Genomic DNA, 20673 nt, shown 5'->3' with positions numbered 1-20673 from the left:
TCGGGGTCTCCACATACAGAGGAAAACTTCCTCCGGTACTACAGAGACAGACACTTGAAACGCGCACTTGAGACGCGGGAGAGACCATGTGCACTCATCAGCCTTCGTGCCCGGCCGTCGACAGCCCCGACCACGACGCGGCCCTCATCGTCGCGGCCCATCCCGAGCAGGGCTGGAACCTGCTCTGCAACGGCACCATCGTCTTCGACGACACGGGTGAACTCCTCCCGGACGGACGGGCCGTGGGCCCGCTGCGCGGCGGCGGGCTCGCCGTCGCCGCCTGAGTCACCGGGTCGCGTCACACCTCGTCGCGGGTCAGGGCCAGCAGCCGGTCGAGGACGCGGGGGCCGCCCGCCCGCACCCCGTCGTGCTCGAACTCGTCGGTCACCCAGGTCCGCAGCCCACGGATCGCCCGCGCGGTCTCCAGGGCGTGGCCCGTGTCGACGTACATGTCGTCGTGGTAGACGGCCGCGGCGACCGGGACCTCGTTGACGGCGAGGCGGGAACGGTCGTACAGGGGTGTCCAGTCGGTGTGGGCGGCGAGGAGTTCGGCGGTCTCGCGCAGGGGGCGCAGGGCCGGGTCGACGTCGAACATCCAGGGGTGGACGGACTCGCCGGTGAACAGCAACGGGCTGTCGTCCGCGAGGGACTTGCCCGCGTCGAACTGCGGGAACTCGGCGCGCACGCGTTCGGCCGACCAGTCGGTGGGCCGGTGGTCCTGGCCGTAGATCGCCTCGTGGACGAGGGCGTACAGCGGATGACCGGCGTACGACAACTGGCCCTGGACCTCCTCCAGGAACGCGTCGGACAGGGCCGGGCCCACCGGGGTCCGGACGAACGCGTCCTCCAGGAGGTAGTGCAGCCGGTGGCTGCCCTCGCTGCCGCCGAGCAGGATGCCGAGGGACTGGAAGGCCTCGACGGTCAGCCGGTAGCCGTTCGGCAGCACCGGCTCGTGCCCGCTCACGTACTCGGCGATCCGCCGCGCCCGTTCGACGTCCTGGGGGTAACGCGCGTAGTGCGCGGCGACCTTGCGTTCGATACGGGGATAGGCCGCCCGGTAGACGTCGTCCGCGTGTCCGTCGAGGGAGGGGAGACCGCCGGTGATCAGGGCAGCGGTCAGGCCCTCGGGAGCCGTCGACAGATAGTTCACGGCGCAGAAGCCGCCGAAGCTCTGGCCGAGGACGGTCCAGGGGGCGCCGCCGGTGACCGAGGGGCGTATGGCCTCGCAGTCCCGGACGATCGAGTCCGCGCGGAAGCGGGTCAGATAGGCGGCCTGTTCGGCGGGTCCGCCGCGCAGCGGCAGCGTCTGGCGGTTGGCGGGGGTGGAGGCGCCGGTGCCGCGCTGGTCGAGGAGGAGCACACGGAACTCCTCCAGGGCGCGGCCGAGCCAGGCACCCTGGCCGACGAAACGATTCGCCCCGAAGCCCGGCCCGCCCTGGAGATAGAGCAGCCACGGCAGGCCGTCCCGGTCCGCCTCACCGCCGGCGACGACCTCACGGGCGTACAGCTCGATGGTCTCGCCCCCGGGGTCGTCGTGGTCCAGGGGCACGGTGAAGCGGCGGTCGGTGAGGACGACGCCGGGCTGGCGGTAGCTGACGGTCAACGGGGCTCCCGGGACGGTTGGATTCCAGACGTCCCAGTTCAGCACATGGCCGGGGCGCTGCCGAGCCCCGGGATCATGAGGACCCACGGATTTGGTACTGAACCCCGGTTCAGCGGGCCGCGAGACTGGAGCGCCGGACCACCAGCTCCGGCTGGAGCACGACCCGGCGGTGGGAGTGGCGCCGCGCGCCTGATTCCGCCTCCGTCTCGGTCTCCTCGAGGAGGAGTTCCGCGGCCAGCGCGCCCATGGTCACGGCGGGCTGGCGTACGGAGGTGAGCGGGACGGCGGCCGCCGCCGCGAACTCGATGTCGTCGTAGCCGACGATCGCGAGGTCGTCGGGGACGCCGACCCCGGCCGCGTACATGGCCTGCAGGACGCCGAGGGCGAGCAGGTCGTTGGCGCAGAACACGGCGGTCGGCCGGTCCGCGAGGCCCAGGAGACGGGCGCCCGCGTCCCGGCCCGCGGCCACGTCGAGGCGCTCGGTGGGCAGCTCGCGCAGCGCCGTGGGGCTGAGGCCGGCCTCGGCGAGCGCGTTCATGGCGCCCGTACGGCGGTCGCGCACCTGGTTGAAGCCGGGCGGCCCGCTGACGTACGCGATGGAGCGGTGGCCTGCGTCGACCAGATGACGTACGGCCAGTGCGCCGCCCGCGACGTCGTCCACGGACACCGAGCACTCGGTGGTGCCCTCGGCGACCCGGTCGACGAGGACGAACGGGATGCCGTGGCGGCGGAACGCGTCGATGTTGCGGCCCGTCGCGTCGGCCGGGGTGAGCAGCACTCCGCGCACCCGCTGCTCGGCGAAGAGCGACAGGTAGTCGGCCTCCTCGCCGGCGCTCTGCGCGCTGTTGCAGACCATCACACCGAGCCCGGCGTCGCGCGCGGCCCGCTCGGCACCGCGTGCCACGTCCACGAAGAAGGGGTTGCCCATGTCGAGGACGAGCAGCCCCATGATGCGGCTGCGCCCGGCGCGCAGTTGTCGGGCCGACTCGCTGCGGACGTAGCCGAGGCGGTCGATCGCGGACAGCACACGGGCGCGGGTCTCGGTGGCGACCGAGTCCGGGCGGTTGATGACGTTCGAGACCGTGCCCACCGAGACTCCGGCGGCGCGGGCTACATCCTTGATACCCACCGGCTGGGCCATCAGGCGGGGACCTCCAGGGAAACGAACGGTGGCGGGCAGGCACTTACATTAGCTGCCTGCCCGGCCTTGACTAATCCGCTGATCATTCCGGTCATGCGGGAAGCCGGAAGTCGACGACATGGAGCGCCGAGGGGGTCGTACCGCTCGACTTCTCCTGGTAGAGGACGGACAGGACGTTGTCCTGGGCTATCCGCGACTCGTCGATCACGACCTCGCCGAAGGCGTTCAGTCCGCTGCCGTCGTACAGCACGGTCCAGTCGGTGTAGCCGGAGGCCTTGGAGGCGCCGGCTATGCGACCGAAGGGGAAGATCGCGTAGGCGTTGTCGTACTTGTCGAGGACCAGCTTGGTGCGCTGGCTGGAGTTCAACGGGACCGGGATCTCGGTCTTCTGCCAGCTTCCGGCGGAGTTCTTGCGCAGGTGGAAGGCGCGGCCGTTGGCGGTGCGGTTGGCGACGTAGTTGGTGGTGCACTGGCCGAAGCGGCCGGGGACGTAACTGATGATGGCGTGCGGCAGCCCGGCCGAGTCGGTGAACTGGCTCTCCTGGTTCATCAGGGAGTGGTCCGGGTTCAGCGGGTCGACCACCAGGCCGCTGTCGGTGACCGCGACCTTGTCGGAGCCCCCTGTCGTGCCCACGACGGCGCCCGCGTTGTTGCGCCAGGTGCGGCCCCGGTCGTCGGAGTAGACGTAGCCGGTGTCGTGGTTGGTGATGCCGCCGCTGTTGCACATGACGGCGGCGTTCTGCTCGCGCCAGGTGAAGAACGAGTGCAGTCGGCCGTTCTTGTCGTAGTCGATGCCGTGCAGGTACATGTTGCGGGCCGTCGACGAGCCGTGCTCGCTGGTGTACGTGCCGGTGGAGCTGGACCACTCGCCGAGGTTGGTCCAGGACGTGCCGTCGTACTCGGCGATGGCGTTGCGGCCGTTGCCGGAGATCCCGGCGCGGTAGCTGAGCTGGAGCTTGCCGTCGGGCAGCGAGATGAACTGCGGGTACGTGAACTGCGAGGTGAGCGCGAGTCCGTCGAGCGTCGACTGGGGTGCGCCGAAGCGGGCGGCGGTCCAGCTGAGGCCGGCCGGGTTGTCCATGAGGCCGGCCACCGACTTGACGTAGGTGAAGCCGTCGCTGTGCGAGTCCATGTTGAGGTGGAGCCGGCCGTCGATCTTGGACACGCCCATGGAGATGACGTTGTGCGAGTCGTTGACCTTGAGGGTGTGCCCGACCTGGACCGTCGACCAGGTGGTGCCGCCGAGGACACGTCGGCCCACGACGGCGTTCTTGTCGGCGGTGTACCAGACGGCGTACTGGTAGCCCTTGTAGGTCAGCAGGCCGTTCTTCTGGAACGAGTTGTTGTTGACCAGGCCGTCGTAGGAGACGAAGAAGACGGCCTGTGAGTCGAGCGTGGTGATGCCGGTCTGGGTGACCGAGGGGCCGGGGTCGGCGGCTCGGGCACTGCCGGCGGCGAAGGCGGGGGTCACCACGGCGCCGGCGAGGACGGCACCGAGCAATGTACGTCTGTTCATCTCGGGGACTCCGTTGTCTTGCGAAATGATGCGGGGAGCGGGGGTGGGTCGGGGTGATCAGGCGAGGTGGAACACCTCGGTGAGGGGTTTCATGGCCTCGTCGGGACGGGCGCCGTCCAGCGATTCGAAGAACGGCGCCATCTCCGCCTGCCAGCGGGCGTTGACCTCCGCTGCTTCCATGCCGGCCTGGGCGGCGGCGAAGTCCTCGGTCTCCAGGTAGCCGACCAGCAGGCCGTCCTCCCGCAGGAAGAGCGAGTAGTTGTGCCAGCCGGTGGCCGAGAGCGCTTCGAGCATCTCGGGCCACACGGCGGCGTGCCGCTCGCGGTACTCGTCGAGGCGGTCCGCCCTGACCTTCAGCAGAAAGCACACGCGTTGCATCAACAGCCCCCGGCCAATCAGAAGTTGAACTGTCAGAAGTTGAACTGGTCGATGTTGTCCTTGGTGAACACGGTCGGCTTGCCGAGGCTGATCACGCCGTCCTTGCCGATCGTGTACTCACCCATGTCGCCGGCCTTGAAGGTCTCGCCCTCCTTGCCGGTGATCTGGCCCGAGGCCAGCGCGACGGCGGTGTACGCGGCCAGCGAGCCGAGCTTCGCCGGGTCCCACAGCTCGAAGCCCTCGACGGTGCCGTTCTTGACGTACTTGCGCATGTCGTTGGGGGTGCCGAGGCCGGTCAGCTTGACCTTGCCCTTGTACTTCGAGCCGGACAGGTACTGGGCTGCGGCCTTGATGCCGACGGTGGTCGGGGAGATGATCCCCTTCAGGTTCGGGTACTCCTGGAGGAGGCCCTGGGTCTGCTGGAAGGACTGCTGGGCGTCGTCGTTGCCGTACGCGACCTTGACGAGCTTGACGTCCTTGTACTTCGGGTCCTTCAGCTCGTCCTTCATGAAGTCGATCCAGGTGTTCTGGTTCGTCGCGGTCTGCGCGGCGGACAGGATCGCGATCTCACCCTTGTAGCCGATCTGCTCGGCGAGCAGCTGCACCTCGGTACGGCCCAGGTCCTCGGCGCTGGCCTGCGAGACGAAGGCGTTGCGGCAGTCGGTCTTGGTGTCCGAGTCGTACGTGACGACCTTGATGTCGTTCTTCATGGCCTGCTTGAGCGCGGTGCACAGAGCGCCCGGGTCCTGCGCGGACACGGCCATCGCGTCGACCTGCTGCTGGGTGAGGGTGTTGACGTACGACACCTGCCCGGAGGTGTCGGTGGCGCTGCTGGGGCCGACCTCCTTGTAGCTGGAGCCCAGGGTCTTCAGCGCGGCCTCGCCGCCCTTGTCGGCGGAGGTGAAGTACGGGTTGTTGACCTGCTTCGGCAGGAAGCCGACGGTCAGCCCCTTCTTGGTGGCCGCGTTCGGGTCGGCCTTGCCGGTCGCGGCCGCCGAGGCACCCTCGTCCTTGACGTCGTTCTTGGTGGTCCCGCCACAGGCGGTGAGCGCCACGGCGAGAGAGGTGGCAGCGGCAAGAGCCGCAGAGGCACGACGAACGGATGACTTACGCATGAGGGTTCCTTTAAACAGAGGGTGAGGAGAAGCGCCCGTCTTTAGGGGCGCGGGGAACTGCGCGACCAGCCACAGCGGGCCCGCAGAATTCGAACGGCCTGCTACGTCAGCCTTTGTGACGCCCGGGCAAGTGCGACCTGCCGAGCCACCCGAGGCCCCAGCACAGACAGCACCAACAGAACGCCGGTCACAACAATCTGCGACTGAGCCGAGACATCCTGAAGACTCATCACGTTCTGCAGCGCCCCGAGCAGAAACACCCCGGCGATCGCGCCGCCCAACGTGCCCTTGCCGCCGTCGAAGTCGATGCCGCCCAGCAACACCGCGGCGATGACGGAGAGTTCGAGCCCGGTCGCGTTGTCATAGCGCGCGCTGGCGTAGTGCAGCGCCCAGAAGATCCCGGTGAGCGAGGCCGTGAGGCCGGTCACCGTGAACAGGATCAGCTTCTGCCGCTTGACCCGGATACCCGCGAAGCGGGCGGCCTCCTCGCTCGCGCCGATCGCGAAGAGCGAGCGGCCGAACGGGGTGGCGTGCAGTGCGACCACGGCGATCGCGAGCAGCACCAGGAAGGGGAACAGAGCGTACGGGATGAAGGTGTCCCCGATACGTCCGGCCGCGAAGTCCAGGTACTGGGTGGGGAAGTCGGTGACCGCGTCGGAGCCGAGCACGATCTGTGCGATGCCCCGGTAGGCGGCCATGGTGCCGATGGTGACGGCGAGGGAGGGCAGCCCGAGCCGGGTGACGAGCAGCCCGTTGACCAGCCCGCAGACGGCGCCCAGGACCAGACAGATCGGGATGATCGTCTCGATGGTCAGGCCCTGGTTCCACAGGGCGCCCATCACCGCGCCGGACAGGCCGGCGGTGGAGGCGACCGAGAGGTCGATCTCGCCGGAGACGACGAGCAGGGTCATGGGCAGCGCGACGAGTGCGATCGGCAGGGTGTTGCCGATCAGGAAGGACAGGTTGAGCCCGTTGCCGAACCCGTCCACGAACCCGAAGGACAGCAGGAGGACGACGACCAGGAGGGCGCCGACGGCGGAGTCCCACCTCTTCAGGGAGGACCCGCGGATGGCACGCGCGAGCGGTGAGTCAGCCATGGCGGGCGTTCCTCTTCTTCAGGGCGGACGCCACGCGCAGGGCGACGACCCGGTCGACCGCGATGGCGAGGATGAGCAGGATGCCGTTGATGGCCATGACCCACACCGAGCTGACGCCGAGGGCGGGCAGCACGCTGTTGATGGAGGTCAGCAGCAGCGCGCCGAGCGCGGCACCGTAGACGCTGCCGGAGCCGCCGGTGAAGACCACACCGCCGACGACGACCGCGCTGACGACGGTGAGTTCGTAGCCGTTGCCGGTGCTGGAGTCGACGTTGCCGAAGCGTGCGAGGTAGAGCGCGCCGGCGAGTCCGGCGAGGGCGCCGCAGAAGGTGTACGCGAGGAGGATCCGCTTGCGCACGGGGATGCCGGCGAGCCGGGCGGCCTCGGGGTTGGAGCCGAGGGCGTACAGCTCACGGCCGCTGCCGAACTGCCTGAGGTAGTAGGCGGTGGCGACGAGTACGGCGAGCGCGATCAGCGCGAGGTAGGGGACCGCCGAGATACCGCCGGAGCCGAAGTCGACGAAGCCGTCCGGGAGGTCGGCCGCCGTGATCTGCCGGGAGCCGACCCAGATGGAGTCGATGCCGCGGATGATGTAGAGCGTGCCGAGGGTGACGACGAGGGCGGGCACCTGGCCGAAGCTGACGAGCAGCCCGTTGAGGAGTCCGAAGCCGATGCCGAGGAGGATGGCCAGGGCGACGGCCACGACGGGGTTTCCGCCGTCCTGGAGGTAGACGCCGGCGGCGAAGGCGCTGATGCCGAGGGTGGAGCCGACCGACAGGTCCACGTTGCGGGTGATGACCACGAGGGACTGGCCGGTGGCGACCAGGACCAGGATCGTGGCGTTCAGCAGCAGGTCCTTGATGCCCTGTTCGGACAGGAACTCGCTGTTGCCGGCCTGGGTGATGGCGATCATCACCAGGAAGACGACGAGGATGGCGAGTTCGCGCATCTTGAACACGCGGTCCACCAGTCGGGTGCCGCTGGACTTGGGCACCTCGGCTGCGGGGGCGGGGTTGGGAGCGGTCACCGTCATGCGGCGGCCCTCCCGGTGGCTGCGGCCATCACCGTTTCCTCGGTTGCTTCGGAGCGTGGGATCTCGGCGGCGAGGCGGCCCTCGTGCATCACGAGCACGCGGTCGGCCATGCCGAGGATCTCGGGCAGGTCGGAGGAGATCATCAGTACGGCCACCCCGTCGGCGGCCAGCTCGCTGAGCAGGCGGTGCACCTCGGCCTTCGTACCGACGTCGATGCCCCGGGTGGGCTCGTCGACGATCAGTACCCGGGGGCCGGTGGCGAGCCACTTGGCGAGGACGACCTTCTGCTGGTTGCCGCCGGACAGCGTGTTGACGGTGTCGGCGATGCGGGCGTACTTCACCTGGAGCTTGACGGCCCAGTCGAGGGAGCGGCTGCGCTCGGCGCCCCGGTCCATGAGGCCGGCCCTGACGGTCGTACGCAGGCCGGTGAGGCCGATGTTCCGCTCGATGGACATGTCCATCACCAGGCCCTGGGCGCGGCGGTCCTCGGGCACGAGGGCGAGCCCGGCGGCCATGGCCGTGGAGGGCGCCCCGTTCGTCAGGACCTTGCCGTCCACCTCGACCTCGCCCGCGTCCCAGCGGTCGATGCCGAAGACGGCCCGGGCGACCTCGGTGCGGCCGGCGCCGACGAGTCCGGCGAGGCCGACGATCTCGCCGTGGCGCACCTCGAAGGAGACGTCGGTGAAGACGCCCTCGCGGGTCAGCCGGCGCACGCTGAGCGCGACCTCGCCGGCCTCGACGTCCTGCTTCGGGTAGAGCTCGTCGAGGTCGCGGCCGACCATCCGGCGTACGAGATCGTCCTCGGTCATGCCGTCGATCGGCTCACTGGCGATCCAGGCGCCGTCACGCAGGGTCGTCACCCGCCGGCAGATCTGGAAGATCTCCTCCAGCCGGTGCGAGATGAACAGGACGGCGGCGCCCTGGTCGCGCAGGGTGCGCACGACGCCGAAGAGGCGGGCGACCTCGCTGCCGGTGAGGGCGGCGGTCGGCTCGTCCATGATCAGGACGCGGGCGTCGAAGGAGAGCGCCTTGGCGATCTCGACGATCTGCTGGTCGGCGATGGACAGACCGCGCGCGGGCCGGTCGGGGTCGAGTTCGACACCGAGGCGCTGCATCAGGGCGGCGGTCGCCGCGTGGGTGGCCTTGTGGTCGATCCGGCCGAGGGCGCGCCGGGGCTGGCGGCCCATGAAGATGTTCTCGGCGATCGACAGGTCCGGGAAGAGCGTGGGCTCCTGGTAGATCACGGCGATTCCGGCGTCGCGGGCGTCGCCGGGGCCGTGGAAGGCGACGGGCGCGCCATCGAGCAGCACCTGGCCGGTGTCCGGTCGGTGCACTCCGGCGAGCGTCTTGATGAGGGTCGACTTGCCGGCGCCGTTCTCGCCGGCGAGTGCGTGCACTTCGCCGGGGAACAGCTCCAGGGAGACGTCCCGCAGGGCACGCACCGCACCGAAGGACTTCGAGATGTCCTTGAGTGCCAGCACTGGGGCCGGCCCCGGGTCGGACGGGTGGGTCATGAGGGCTCCTCGACGACGCCGGTGGCACGGCCCTCACGGCGTCGTGAAAGGTTTCAACTGGGTTGCCGGGACGTTAGGCATGGCAGACATGTCACGTCAATGGGTCCGTATCGAAATTTTTTCGATAATCGAAGGTCACAGGCAAGTCACGGTAGGCCGAATCGGTCAGAGGACTTGACACCCCTCCGGGTGGCTCATAGCTTCCCGTTCTGAATCGTTTCATCAGAACGTCGTTCCGCATGCTGTTACCCAGCAGTCGAGCCGACCCGATGTCACAGGAGTCCCGAAGTGACCGAGCTCAGCGCGGTGAAGGCCGCTCTCAAGACCCAGGCCATCGAGACCCCCTCGTGGGCCTACGGGAACTCGGGGACCCGTTTCAAGGTGTTCGCGCAGCCCGGCGTTCCCCGCGACCCCTTCGAGAAGCTGGACGACGCCGCACAGGTGCACGCCTTCACCGGAGTGGCCCCGACCGTGGCTCTGCACATTCCGTGGGACAAGGTCGAGGACTACGCCGCGCTGTCGAAGTACGCGCAGGAGCGTGGCCTCAAGCTGGGCGCGATCAACTCCAACACCTTCCAGGACGACGACTACAAGCTCGGCAGCATCTGCCACCCGGACGCGGCCGTTCGGCGCAAGGCGCTCGGTCATCTGCTGGAATGCGTCGACATCATGGACGCGACGGGGTCCGCCGATCTGAAGCTGTGGTTCGCCGACGGGACGAACTATCCCGGCCAGGACGACATCCGTGAGCGCCAGGACCGGCTCGCCGAGGCGCTGGCCGCGGTGTACGAGCGGCTCGGCGACGACCAGCGGATGCTCCTCGAGTACAAGTTCTTCGAGCCGGCCTTCTACACGACCGACGTCCCGGACTGGGGCACGGCGTACGCGCACTGCCTCAAGCTCGGACCGAAGGCACAGGTCGTCGTCGACACCGGGCACCACGCGCCCGGCACCAACATCGAGTTCATCGTCGCCACGCTGCTGCGGGAGGGGAAGCTCGGCGCGTTCGACTTCAACTCGCGGTTCTACGCGGACGACGACCTGATGGTCGGCTCGGCGGACCCGTTCCAGCTGTTCCGGATCATGTACGAGGTGATCCGGGGTGGGGGGTTCTCGCCCGATGTGGCGTTCATGCTCGACCAGTGCCACAACATCGAGGCGAAGATTCCGGCGATCATCCGGTCGGTCATGAACGTGCAGGAGGCTACGGCGAAGGCGCTGCTGGTTGACGCGTCGGCGTTGGGGGCGGCTCAGCGGGCCGGAGACGTTCTTGCTGCCAACGCGGTGTTGATGGACGCGTACAACACGGATGTGCGGCCGTTGCTGGTGGAGGTTCGTGAGGAGTTGGGGTTGGACGGGGATCCGATCGCGGCGTACGCCCGGTCCGGGTGGGGTTCGAAGATCGCTGCGGAGCGGGTTGGTGGGGAGCAGGCTGGTTGGGGCGCCTAGGTACTGGGTTCCGTCTGCCTGGTTCGGTTAGTCGCAGGCTGCCGGTTCGTCGTGGCTTGTCGCGCAGTTCCCCGCGCCCCTAAAAAGCGTCTCCCTCGCCCTTTCTCGAAATGTCACGTAAGGATTGATCACGTATGGCAACCCATCCCGAAGCCGCTGCCCTCATTGCTCGGTCTCGTCGGCTTGGTGCTGACGCCCGGAACACGAACTACGCCGGGGGTAATACGTCCGCGAAAGGGACCGACATCGATCCCGTCACCGGTGGTGATGTGGAGCTGATGTGGGTCAAGGGGTCCGGGGGTGATCTGGGGACCCTTACCGAGGGTGGGCTGGCCGTGTTGCGGCTGGACCGGTTGCACGCGCTCAAGGGTGTGTATCCGGGGGTGGAGCGCGAGGACGAGATGGTGGCCGCGTTCGACTACTGCCTGCACGGCAAGGGCGGGGCGGCGCCGTCGATCGACACCGCCATGCACGGGCTCGTCGACGCCGCGCACGTGGATCACCTCCACCCCGACTCCGGGATCGCGCTGGCCTGCGCGGCCGACGGGGAGAAGCTGACCGCCGAGTGTTTCGGGGACAGTGTGGTGTGGGTGCCGTGGCGGCGGCCCGGGTTCCAGCTCGGGCTGGACATCGCCGCGGTGAAGGCCGACAACCCGCAGGCGATCGGCTGCGTCCTCGGCGGGCACGGCATCACCGCCTGGGGCGACACCGCCGAGGAGTGCGAGAAGAACTCGCTGCACATCATCCGTACCGCCGAGACGTTCCTCGCCGAGCGCGGCAAGGCCGAGCCGTTCGGCCCGGTACTCGACGGGTACGCCGCCCTCGCGCCGGAGGAGCGGCGGGAGCGGGCCGCCGCGCTCGCCCCGTACGTACGGGCCATCGCCTCGCGGGACAAGCCGCAGGTCGGGCACTTCACGGACGCCGAGGTCGTGCTGGACTTCGTGTCGCGCGCCGAGCACCCGCGGCTCGCGGCCCTCGGTACCTCCTGCCCGGACCACTTCCTGCGCACCAAGGTCAGGCCGCTCGTCCTCGACCTGCCGGCCTCCGCTCCGCTGGACGAGGCGATCGCGCGGCTGAAGGAGCTCCACGCCGAGTACCGCGAGGAGTACGCCGCCTACTACGAGCGCAACGCCCTGCCCGACTCCCCCGCGCTGCGCGGCGCCGACCCCGCGATCGTGCTGGTCCCGGGCGTGGGCATGTTCAGCTTCGGCAAGGACAAGCAGACCGCGCGGGTGGCCGGCGAGTTCTATGTCAACGCGATCAACGTGATGCGCGGGGCCGAGGCGGTCTCGACGTACGCGCCGATCGAGGAGTCGGAGAAGTTCCGCATCGAGTACTGGGCCCTGGAGGAGGCGAAGCTCCAGCGGATGCCCAAGCCGAAGGCGCTGGCCACCCGGGTCGCGCTGGTGACCGGGGCGGGCAGTGGCATCGGGAAGGCCATCGCCGAGCGGCTGGTCGCCGAGGGTGCCTGTGTCGTGGTCGCCGACCTCAACGCGGAGAACGCGGCGGCGGTGGCCGAGGAGCTGGGAGGCCCGGACAAGGCCGTCGCCGTGACCGTGGACGTCACGTCCGAGGAGCAGATCGCGGAGGCGTTCAAGGACGCCGTGCTGGCCTTCGGCGGGGTCGATCTCGTCGTCAACAACGCGGGGATCTCGATCTCCAAGCCGCTGCTGGAGACCTCGGCGCGCGACTGGGACCTGCAGCACGACATCATGGCGCGCGGCTCGTTCCTCGTCTCGCGTGAGGCGGCTCGCGTGCTGATCGCCCAGGAGCTGGGCGGCGACATCGTCTACATCGCGTCCAAGAACGCCGTCTTCGCGGGGCCGAACAACATCGCGTACTCCGCGACCAAGGCCGACCAGGCGCACCAGGTGCGGCTGCTCGCCGCCGAGCTGGGCGAGCACGGCATCCGGGTCAACGGCATCAACCCCGACGGTGTCGTGCGCGGCTCCGGGATCTTCGCGGCCGGCTGGGGTGCCCAGCGTGCGGCGACGTACGGGATCGAGGAGGAGAAGCTCGGCGAGTTCTACGCGCAGCGGACCATCCTCAAGCGCGAGGTGCTGCCCGAGCACGTCGCCAACGCCGTGTTCGCGCTGACCGGCGGCGAGCTCACCCACACCACCGGGCTGCACGTCCCGGTCGACGCCGGCGTCGCCGCCGCCTTCCTGCGATGAGCGAGACGGTGAAGTCGTACGCCGCGGTCGACCTCGGCGCGTCCAGCGGACGTGTCATGGTCGGCCGCGTCGGGCGGGACACGCTGGAGCTGGCGGAGGCGCACCGGTTCGTGAACCGTCCCGTGCGGGTGCCCGAGGGGCTGCGCTGGGACGTGCTCGCACTGTACGGGGGTGTCCTCGATGGGCTCCGGGCGGCGGGCGTCCGCTCGGGGGGACAACTCGACTCCGTCGGCATCGACAGCTGGGCCGTGGACTACGGGCTGCTGGACGCCGACGGAGCCCTGCTGGGCAATCCGGTGCACTACCGCGACGCCCGTACCGAGGGTGTCGCGGAGAAGGTGTGGGCGTCCGTCCCGGCCGCCGAGCTGTACGCGGCGACCGGCTTGCAGTACGCGCCCTTCAACACCCTCTATCAGCTGACGGCGGCCCGCGACACCAGTCAACTGGCCGCCGCTCAGCGGCTGTTGCTCATCCCCGATCTGCTGACGTACTGGCTGACGGGCGAGGCCGGCACCGAGCTGACCAACGCCTCCACCACCCAGCTGATCGACCCCCGTACGCGCGACTGGGCCCATGACATCGCACGGAAGCTGGACATCGACCTCGGGCTGTTCGCGCCGCTTCGGCAGCCCGGGGACCCGGCAGGCGTGCTGCGGGCGGAGGTGCTGGAGGAGACCGGGCTCACCGGGCCGGTGCCGGTGACGACGGTCGGCTCGCACGACACCGCCTCCGCGGTGGCGGCCGTGCCGGCCGTGGACGAGCGGTTCGCCTACATCTGCACCGGCACCTGGTCCCTGGCGGGCCTGGAGCTGGAGGCGCCGGTGCTCTCCGAGGAGAGCCGGGCCGCCAACTTCACCAACGAGCTGGGGCTCGACGGCACGGTCCGCTATCTGCGCAACATCATGGGCCTGTGGCTGCTCCAGGAGTGTGTACGGGCCTGGGGGAACCCGGAGCTGGGCGACCTGCTGCGGGCGGCGGCCGAGGTGCCCGGACTGCGGTCCGTGGTGGACGCGGGCGACGCGGCGTTCCTGGCGCCCGGACGGATGCCGGAGCGGATCGCCGAGGCCTGCCGGGTCTCCGGGCAGCCGGTGCCGCGGACTCCGGGCGAGATCACCCGGTGCATCCTCGACTCCCTCGCCCTCGCGCACCGGCGGGCGGTGACGGACGCCCAGTGGCTCGCCGGGCACGACGTCGACGCCGTGCACATCGTCGGGGGCGGGACGCGCAACGCGCTGCTGTGCCAGCTCACCGCCGACGCCTGTGGGTTGCCGGTGGTGGCGGGTCCGGCGGAGGCCGCCGCGCTCGGCAACGTCCTCGTCCAGGCGAGGGCCCACGGGCTCGTCGGCGACCGTACGGACATGCGCCGGCTGCTCGCCCGTACCCAGCCGCTGACCCGCTACGAGCCGCAGAGCTCCACCTCGGCCTGGCAAGCGGCCGAGGCCCGCCTGGCAGGCCGATGACACGTGATCCCAGCCCCAGCACAGGCGCCCCGAAGGGGCGCGGGGAACTGCGCGCCCAGCCGCGGACGGCCCGCAGCTGTCGAACTGTATTTCCAGCCAAGCCAGCGCCGCGTAAGGTGCACTCATCCGATGATCGATCGCTAGGAGCCGCGATGCGTGTCGCCCTGTTCCTTACCTGTGTCAACGACACGCTGTATCCGGAAACGGGCCGCGCTGTAGTGAAACTGCTGACCAGGCTGGGTGTCGAGGTTGACTTCCCGATGGCGCAGACCTGCTGCGGGCAGGCGCACTACAACACCGGGTACCGGCATGAGGCCGAGCCGCTGGCCCGGCATTTCTCCGATGTATTCGGTGGGTACGACGCGATCGTCACGCCCTCCGGGTCGTGCGGCGCGATGGTGCGGGAGCTGTATCCGCGGATGGGTGAGCGGGCGCGGGCCGAGGGGCGCGGGGACGGTCTCGCGGTCGCCCTGGCGCCGGTGGTCCCGAAGACGTACGAGCTGACGGAGTTCCTGGTGGACGTGCTGGGGGTGACGGACGTGGGCGCGTTCTACCCGCACGCCGTCACCTACCACCCGACCTGCCACGGGCTGCGCGGCCTGGGGCTGGCCGACCGGCCGCTCAGGCTGCTCCAGGCCGTGAAGGGGCTGGAGCTGCGCGAGCTGCCCGGCGCCGACGAGTGCTGCGGTTTCGGCGGCACGTTCGCGCTGAAGAACTCCGATGTCTCGGCGGCGATGGGCGCCGACAAGGTGCGCAACGCCGAGTCGACGGGCGCGGAGGTGCTGTGCGCCGCCGACAACTCGTGTCTCATGCACATCGGCGGCACCATGACCCGGCTCAGCGTCGGCATGCGGCCGGTACACATCGCGGAGATCCTGGCGAGCACGGAAGAGGAGCCCCTGGCATGAGCGGGACGTTCGTCGGCATGCCGGCCTTCCCCAAGGCCGCCCACGAGGCGGTCGGCAACCAGACGTTGCGCGGGAACCTGCGCCACGCCACCCACACCATCCGCGGGAAGCGGGCGAAAGCCGTCGCGGAGATGTCCGACTGGGCCGAGCTGCGGGAGGCGGGCAAGCGGATCAAGGATCACACGCTGCGTCATCTCGACCGCTATCTCGTCCAGTTGGAGGAGTCGGTCACGGCGGCGGGCGGTGTGGTGCACTGGGCCGCCGACGCGGACGAGGCCAACCGGATCGTCATCGACCTGGTGCGGATGACCGGCGAGTCGGAGGTCGTCAAGGTCAAGTCGATGGCCACGCAGGAGATCGGGCTGAACGAGGCCCTGGAGGCCGAGGGCATCGCGGCCTACGAGACCGATCTCGCCGAGCTGATCGTGCAGTTGGGCAAGGACCGGCCCTCGCACATCCTCGTCCCGGCGATCCACCGCAACCGGGGTGAGATCCGGGACATCTTCGCCCGCGAGATGAGCGAGTGGGGCCGCCCGGCCCCCGAGGGCCTCACCGACACGCCCGCCGAACTCGCCGAGGCGGCGCGGCTGCACCTCCGGGAGAAGTTCCTGCGCGCCAAGGTGGGCGTCTCCGGCGCCAACTTCATGGTCGCCGAGACCGGAACCCTGGTCGTGGTCGAGTCCGAGGGCAACGGACGGATGTGCCTGACCCTGCCCGAGACGCTGATCTCGGTCGTCGGCATCGAGAAGATCGTGCCGACCTGGCAGGACCTGGAGGTCTTCCTCCAGACCCTCCCCCGCTCCTCGACCGCCGAGCGCATGAACCCGTACACGTCGACCTGGACGGGTACGACGGACGGCGACGGCCCACAGACCTTCCACCTGGTCCTCATCGACAACGGCCGCACCGACACCCTGGCCGACGAGGTCGGCCGCCAGGCCCTGCGCTGCATCCGCTGCTCGGCCTGTCTGAACGTCTGCCCGGTGTACGAGCGGGCCGGCGGCCACGCCTACGGCTCGGTGTATCCCGGCCCCATCGGCGCCATCCTCAGCCCCCAACTCCGGGGCACCCAGAGCGAGATCGACGCGTCGCTCCCGTACGCCTCCTCGCTGTGCGGGGCCTGCTACGAGGTCTGCCCGGTCGCCATCGACATCCCCGAGGTGCTGGTGCATCTGCGCGAGCGCGTCGTCGAGGGCGGGCCGGCCACCCGGGAGGGCAACAAGGTCGTCCTGAAGCCCGCGAAGGGCCACGCCGCCGAGCGGGCCGCGATGCGCGCCGCCCGCTGGGCCTTCAGCCACCCAGGCGCCCTGCGCACCGGCCAGCGCCTCGCCTCCCGCACCCGGCGACTGCACCCTCGTACGCTGCCCGGCCCCGGCAAGGCCTGGAGCGCCACCCGCGATCTGCCGGCCGTACCGGCCGAGCCGTTCCGTGACTGGTGGCAGCGTACGAACGGCGGAAAGGACACCAGCAAGTGAACAGCCGCGATCTGATCCTGGGCCGGGTGCGCCGCGCACTCGCGGACGTGCCCCGCGACGACACCCCGTACGAGCAGGCCGTCGACCGCGACTACCTGCGCGAGCACGGAAACCGCAGCGTGGAGGAGACCGTCGAGCTTCTCGCCGAGAACCTGGCGGACTACCGGGCGATCGTGCATCGCACAGATCCTGAGGAGCTGCCGTATCTGATCATGCGGCTGCTCGCCCAACGCGGGCCCCAGTACGTGCTCGTCCCCCCGGGCCTGCCGCCCGAGTGGATGTCGGCCGCCGATCCCACCCGCATTCACGATCGGGTGGTGAGTACGGCCCACGACCTGGACAAGGTCGAGAGCGTGGTCACCGGCTGCGCCCTCGCCATCGCCGAGACCGGCACCATCGTCCTCGACGGTGGCCCGGATCAGGGGCGCCGTCGGATCACGCTGGTCCCCGACCACCACATCTGCGTGGTCCGGGTCCCCGAGCAGGTCGTGTCCTCCGTGCCGCAGGCCCTCGAACGCCTCGACCCGACAAGGCCGTTGACCTGGATCTCCGGTCCGTCCGCGACGAGCGACATCGAACTCGACCGGGTCGAGGGGGTGCACGGTCCGCGCACGCTGGAGGTTGTCCTGGTGGCCGGGTGACCAATTCGTGCGTGACAGGATCGGTGAACAAGCGCTTAGATAGTAGCTCCGATCCTGTTCACACCGGCGCTGGAGGCCCCGTTGTTCACATCCGTCGCCGACGTCTCCGCCCGCCTCGCGGAGACCGGGTATCTGGCCTCCCCGGCCGTCGCCACCACGGTCTTCCTGGCCGACCGGCTCGGCAAGCCGCTCCTGGTGGAGGGCCCGGCCGGCGTCGGCAAGACCGAGCTGGCCAAGGCCGTCGCCGAGATCGCCGGCGCCGAGCTGATCCGTCTCCAGTGCTACGAGGGCGTCGACGAGTCCAGGGCGCTGTACGAGTGGAACCACGCCAAGCAGCTTCTGCGGATCAGCGCGGGCCGGGACGAGACCTGGGACGCGACGCGCTCGGACATCTTCAGCGAGGAGTTCCTGCTCCCCCGCCCCCTGCTGACCGCGATTCGCGGGGACGACCCCAAGGTGCTGCTGATCGACGAGACCGACAAGGCGGACGTCGAGGTGGAGGGCCTGCTCCTCGAGGTTCTCTCCGACTTCCAGGTCACCGTCCCCGAGCTGGGCACGATCACCGCGACCCGCCGCCCCTTCGTCGTCCTCACCTCCAACGCGAGTCGCGAACTGTCCGAGGCCCTGCGCCGCCGCTGCCTCTTCCTCCATATCGGCTTCCCCGACGCCGAGTTGGAGCGCAGCATCGTACGGCTGAAGGTGCCGGAGCTGGACGCGGCGCTGGCCGAGTCGGTGGTCCGGGTGGTGGGCGCGCTGCGCGCGATGGACCTGCGCAAGGTGCCGTCGGTGTCCGAGACCATCGACTGGGCACGCACCCTGCTGACGCTGGGGGCGGACACGCTGGACGAGACGGTCGTACGGGACAGCCTGGGTGTCCTCCTCAAGCACCAGGAGGACATCCTCAAGGCGAGCACCAAGTTGGACCTGGACGCGATTTGAATCCTCCCCCAGCCGAAGTAGGGGGATTCCTGGCTCACGCTGCCTGCGGATCAGCGACCCAACACGTCTTCCACGATCAACACCAGCCGGGTTGAAACCAGCCCGGTTTGATACGGCAAAGCTTGGAGGTGCATGTGCTGTCTTGGCTCTCGATCAGCACGGCGTCGTACGCGCTTGGTTCTCGCAACGCACGGCGTGCAGCCTACCCGATCCGGTGGACGGTGTTTCGCCCTGGAGGCGACATCCCGCTCCCGGCCCTGCTCCACAGGAGTCCGGTTCTCCCCCGCAAGCGGGAGGTGCCCCCACCCCGGCCTGAAGGCTGGAGCATCCTCGGAGGAACCCGTTGAACGCGCCCTCGGCACACGCCGGTTCCGGTGCCGATGTCGCGGAACGGCTGACGGGGCTGGTCGGGGCGCTGCGTTCGCACGGTCTGCGGATCGGTACCGGGGAGACCGTGGACGCGGCCCAGGCGGTTGCCGAACTCGGCTTTGCGGACCGGGAGTTGCTGCGCGAAGGGCTGGCCGCGACCCTGCTGCACGGCACGGGCCAGCGACCGGTGTTCGACCCGGTCTTCGACCTGTACTTTCCCCGGGGTGTCGGTGCGCCCGGCACCGGGCCCGCGGAGCGGGACGAACTGCGCGACCGGCTCGCCGCCGCGCTGACCGCCAACGACCAGGCGCTGCTTGCCCGGCTGGCCGCCGAGGCGGTCGACGGTTTCGGCGGCTACGGCTCCTCCCCGGGGTCGGACGGCTGGTCGTCGTACCAGACGCTGGACCGGATCCGGCCGCAGACGCTGCTGGCCCGGGTGCGGACGAACCTGCGTGAGGGGACGGAGGATCCGGGGTTCGCCGACCGGCTGCTCGACGACGAGATCCGGCGGCGGATCGAGGAGTTCAGGCGGCTGGTGGGCGCGGAGGCACGGCGCCGGGTCGCCGAGCGGCGTGGCCGGGACGAGATCGCCAGGCGGGCGGTCGCGCCGACCGCGGACCGGGTCGACTTCCTGGTCGCCGGTCGGGCCCAACTGGCCGAGCTGCGCAGGGCGGTTCAGCCGCTCGCCCGCAAGCTGGCCACTCGGCTGGCGGCGCGCCGCCGCAAGGCCGCGCGCGGCTCGATCGATCTGCGGCGCACAGTGCGCGCCTCGCTGTCGACGGGCGGGGTGCCGATGCGGCCCGTGCTGCGTCGGCGTCGGCCCGCCCGGCCCGAACTGGTGCTGCTGTGCGATGTGTCGGGCTCGGTGGCCGGGTTCTCCGACTTCACGATGCTGCTGGTGCAGGCGCTGCACGACCAGTTCAGCAAGGTCCGGGTGTTCGCCTTCGTCAACCGGGTCGACGAGGTGACCGGCCTGCTCGTGCACGGCGCCGCCGACACCGACGGGCTGAGCGCCCGCATTCGCGCGGAGGCGACGCTGACGGGCTGGCACGGCAGCAGTGACTACGGCGTCGCCCTGGGCGAGTTCACGGGGCGGTACGCAGACGCGGTCGGCCCGCGCACGACCGTGTTCGTGCTCGGTGACGCCCGTACGAACATGAGCGACCCGAACCTGCCCGCCGTACGGCAGCTGGCCGAACGGGCCCGCCGGGTCTACTGGTTGAACCCCGAGGGCCGGTCCCAGTGGGGCACGGGCGATTCCGCGGCGCCCGAGTACGCCGAGCTGGTGGAGATGCGTGAATGTCGCAACGCACGCCAACTCGGCGCGCTGATCACCCGGTTGCTCCCGGTGTGAGCCGGGGGCTGAGCCGGGTGGTCGGTTCTACGGTGCCTTCGCGTAGTCCTGTGCCATACCGCCGGCGAAGTCGTGGAGGATGACCTGTTCGTCGCCGACGACCCACGCGTCGTGTCCGGGCGGACACACGAAGACGTCGCCGGGGCCCACTTCGCTCTCGCCGCCGTCGTTCATACGGATGCGCATCCGGCCCTGCAGGACGTATCCGTTGTGGTGGATCTCGCAGCTCTCCGTGCCCACGATGGGCCCTACGGACTCGGACCAGCGCCAGCCCGGTTCGAAGGTTCCCACGGCGAAGTCGAGGCCGGTCATGTGTACGGCTTCGAGGTGTCCCCGGGGGAAGTCACGCCGCTCGTCCGGCTTCTCGACCGTCTTGATCTCCAGCATGTCTGCTGCCTCCCATCCCCCTCCATGGCTGTCGGACCCTCCCGTCCCTCCATCGTCCGCCTGTCAAGCCGGGGGCGCCATCCGAGGGTCCGGCCGGTTCGCTGACAGCCACCGGCCTCC

18 protein-coding genes are annotated in these 20673 nt (G+C 69.8%); 9 read left to right on the top strand and 9 right to left on the bottom strand.

The window, feature by feature from the left end:
• Positions 1-86 precede the first annotated feature (86 nt).
• Positions 87-284: a DUF5999 family protein gene (locus ABZ855_RS40330; RefSeq protein WP_360816220.1), complete on the top strand. Its 198-nt coding sequence runs from the start codon at positions 87-89 to the stop codon at positions 282-284.
• Positions 285-298: 14 nt separating this feature from the next.
• Here ABZ855_RS40330 and ABZ855_RS40325 read toward each other — a convergent pair whose 3' ends face one another.
• The 8 genes from ABZ855_RS40325 to ABZ855_RS40290 form a co-directional block, all read right to left on the bottom strand.
• Positions 299-1603, bottom strand: coding sequence for an alpha/beta fold hydrolase (locus ABZ855_RS40325; RefSeq protein ID WP_360816217.1), 1305 nt, complete (start codon positions 1601-1603; stop codon positions 299-301).
• Positions 1604-1712: 109 nt separating this feature from the next.
• Entirely contained in the window at positions 1713-2744 is a 1032-nt protein-coding gene (locus tag ABZ855_RS40320; RefSeq protein ID WP_319211532.1) for a LacI family DNA-binding transcriptional regulator, read from the bottom strand.
• Positions 2745-2835: 91 nt separating this feature from the next.
• Positions 2836-4260, bottom strand: coding sequence for a BNR repeat-containing protein (locus ABZ855_RS40315; RefSeq protein ID WP_360816213.1), 1425 nt, complete (start codon positions 4258-4260; stop codon positions 2836-2838).
• 57 nt (positions 4261-4317) lie between these two features.
• On the bottom strand, positions 4318-4638 hold the full coding sequence (locus ABZ855_RS40310; RefSeq protein WP_360816211.1) for an L-rhamnose mutarotase: 321 nt from the start codon (positions 4636-4638) through the stop codon (positions 4318-4320).
• Between the two features lie 32 nt (positions 4639-4670).
• Positions 4671-5753 carry a rhamnose ABC transporter substrate-binding protein gene (rhaS, locus tag ABZ855_RS40305; RefSeq protein ID WP_319211538.1) on the bottom strand — a complete coding sequence of 361 codons (1083 nt, stop codon included), beginning with the start codon at positions 5751-5753 and terminating at the stop codon, positions 4671-4673.
• A gap of 101 nt (positions 5754-5854) precedes the next feature.
• The gene (locus ABZ855_RS40300) at positions 5855-6850 is read right to left on the bottom strand and encodes an ABC transporter permease (RefSeq protein ID WP_360816207.1); all 996 of its coding nucleotides are present in this window, start codon (positions 6848-6850) and stop codon (positions 5855-5857) included.
• Entirely contained in the window at positions 6843-7883 is a 1041-nt protein-coding gene (locus ABZ855_RS40295; protein WP_360816204.1) for an ABC transporter permease, read from the bottom strand. The genes ABZ855_RS40300 and ABZ855_RS40295 overlap by 8 nt, the downstream gene beginning before the upstream one ends.
• On the bottom strand, positions 7880-9397 hold the full coding sequence (locus ABZ855_RS40290) for a sugar ABC transporter ATP-binding protein (RefSeq protein ID WP_360816201.1): 1518 nt from the start codon (positions 9395-9397) through the stop codon (positions 7880-7882). Before ABZ855_RS40290 ends, ABZ855_RS40295 begins: the two co-directional genes overlap by 4 nt.
• Before the next feature lie 288 nt (positions 9398-9685).
• Between ABZ855_RS40290 and rhaI the strand changes: the two genes are divergently transcribed.
• The 8 genes from rhaI (at position 9686) to ABZ855_RS40250 (ending at position 20166) form a co-directional block, all read left to right on the top strand.
• Entirely contained in the window at positions 9686-10846 is a 1161-nt protein-coding gene (gene rhaI / locus ABZ855_RS40285; RefSeq protein WP_360816198.1) for an L-rhamnose isomerase, read from the top strand.
• Between the two features lie 134 nt (positions 10847-10980).
• Positions 10981-13020, top strand: coding sequence for a bifunctional aldolase/short-chain dehydrogenase (locus tag ABZ855_RS40280; RefSeq protein ID WP_360816195.1), 2040 nt, complete (start codon positions 10981-10983; stop codon positions 13018-13020).
• The gene (locus tag ABZ855_RS40275) at positions 13017-14480 is read left to right on the top strand and encodes a rhamnulokinase family protein (protein WP_360816192.1); all 1464 of its coding nucleotides are present in this window, start codon (positions 13017-13019) and stop codon (positions 14478-14480) included. The genes ABZ855_RS40280 and ABZ855_RS40275 overlap by 4 nt, the downstream gene beginning before the upstream one ends.
• A 152-nt stretch (positions 14481-14632) precedes the next feature.
• Entirely contained in the window at positions 14633-15388 is a 756-nt protein-coding gene (locus ABZ855_RS40270) for a (Fe-S)-binding protein (protein ID WP_360816189.1), read from the top strand.
• Complete coding sequence (locus ABZ855_RS40265) at positions 15385-16863, top strand: LutB/LldF family L-lactate oxidation iron-sulfur protein (protein WP_360816186.1); 1479 nt, start codon at positions 15385-15387, stop codon at positions 16861-16863. Before ABZ855_RS40270 ends, ABZ855_RS40265 begins: the two co-directional genes overlap by 4 nt.
• A complete protein-coding gene (locus tag ABZ855_RS40260; RefSeq protein ID WP_360816183.1) occupies positions 16860-17504 on the top strand; it encodes a lactate utilization protein C in 645 nt (214 codons plus the stop codon). Before ABZ855_RS40265 ends, ABZ855_RS40260 begins: the two co-directional genes overlap by 4 nt.
• Positions 17505-17585: 81 nt before the next feature.
• Positions 17586-18443 (top strand): MoxR family ATPase, encoded by an 858-nt coding sequence (locus tag ABZ855_RS40255; RefSeq protein WP_360816180.1) that lies wholly within the window; start codon positions 17586-17588, stop codon positions 18441-18443.
• Positions 18444-18786: 343 nt separating this feature from the next.
• Positions 18787-20166 carry a VWA domain-containing protein gene (locus ABZ855_RS40250; RefSeq protein ID WP_360816178.1) on the top strand — a complete coding sequence of 460 codons (1380 nt, stop codon included), beginning with the start codon at positions 18787-18789 and terminating at the stop codon, positions 20164-20166.
• Between the two features lie 27 nt (positions 20167-20193).
• Here ABZ855_RS40250 and ABZ855_RS40245 read toward each other — a convergent pair whose 3' ends face one another.
• The gene (locus ABZ855_RS40245) at positions 20194-20553 is read right to left on the bottom strand and encodes a cupin domain-containing protein (RefSeq protein ID WP_360816175.1); all 360 of its coding nucleotides are present in this window, start codon (positions 20551-20553) and stop codon (positions 20194-20196) included.
• Positions 20554-20673: the final 120 nt, after the last annotated feature.

It is taken from the genome of Streptomyces sp. NPDC047042, assembly GCF_040644035.1.
Lineage (GTDB): Bacteria > Actinomycetota > Actinomycetes > Streptomycetales > Streptomycetaceae > Streptomyces.
Note: the sequence above shows the minus strand (reverse complement) of the source record. Positions and strands in the feature narration are given on the sequence as shown.

Excerpts from the sequence above, each read along its gene's own strand:
- ABZ855_RS40330 (WP_360816220.1), top strand. The coding sequence starts at position 87 with ATGTGCACTCATCAGCCTTCGTGCCCGGCCGTCGACAGCCCCGACCAC.
- ABZ855_RS40320 (WP_319211532.1), bottom strand. The coding sequence starts at position 2,744 with ATGGCCCAGCCGGTGGGTATCAAGGATGTAGCCCGCGCCGCCGGAGTC.
- ABZ855_RS40315 (WP_360816213.1), bottom strand. The coding sequence starts at position 4,260 with ATGAACAGACGTACATTGCTCGGTGCCGTCCTCGCCGGCGCCGTGGTG.
- ABZ855_RS40310 (WP_360816211.1), bottom strand. The coding sequence starts at position 4,638 with ATGCAACGCGTGTGCTTTCTGCTGAAGGTCAGGGCGGACCGCCTCGAC.
- rhaS (WP_319211538.1), bottom strand. The coding sequence starts at position 5,753 with ATGCGTAAGTCATCCGTTCGTCGTGCCTCTGCGGCTCTTGCCGCTGCC.
- ABZ855_RS40300 (WP_360816207.1), bottom strand. The coding sequence starts at position 6,850 with ATGGCTGACTCACCGCTCGCGCGTGCCATCCGCGGGTCCTCCCTGAAG.
- ABZ855_RS40295 (WP_360816204.1), bottom strand. The coding sequence starts at position 7,883 with ATGACGGTGACCGCTCCCAACCCCGCCCCCGCAGCCGAGGTGCCCAAG.
- ABZ855_RS40290 (WP_360816201.1), bottom strand. The coding sequence starts at position 9,397 with ATGACCCACCCGTCCGACCCGGGGCCGGCCCCAGTGCTGGCACTCAAG.
- ABZ855_RS40280 (WP_360816195.1), top strand. The coding sequence starts at position 10,981 with ATGGCAACCCATCCCGAAGCCGCTGCCCTCATTGCTCGGTCTCGTCGG.
- ABZ855_RS40275 (WP_360816192.1), top strand. The coding sequence starts at position 13,017 with ATGAGCGAGACGGTGAAGTCGTACGCCGCGGTCGACCTCGGCGCGTCC.
- ABZ855_RS40270 (WP_360816189.1), top strand. The coding sequence starts at position 14,633 with ATGCGTGTCGCCCTGTTCCTTACCTGTGTCAACGACACGCTGTATCCG.
- ABZ855_RS40265 (WP_360816186.1), top strand. The coding sequence starts at position 15,385 with ATGAGCGGGACGTTCGTCGGCATGCCGGCCTTCCCCAAGGCCGCCCAC.
- ABZ855_RS40245 (WP_360816175.1), bottom strand. The coding sequence starts at position 20,553 with ATGCTGGAGATCAAGACGGTCGAGAAGCCGGACGAGCGGCGTGACTTC.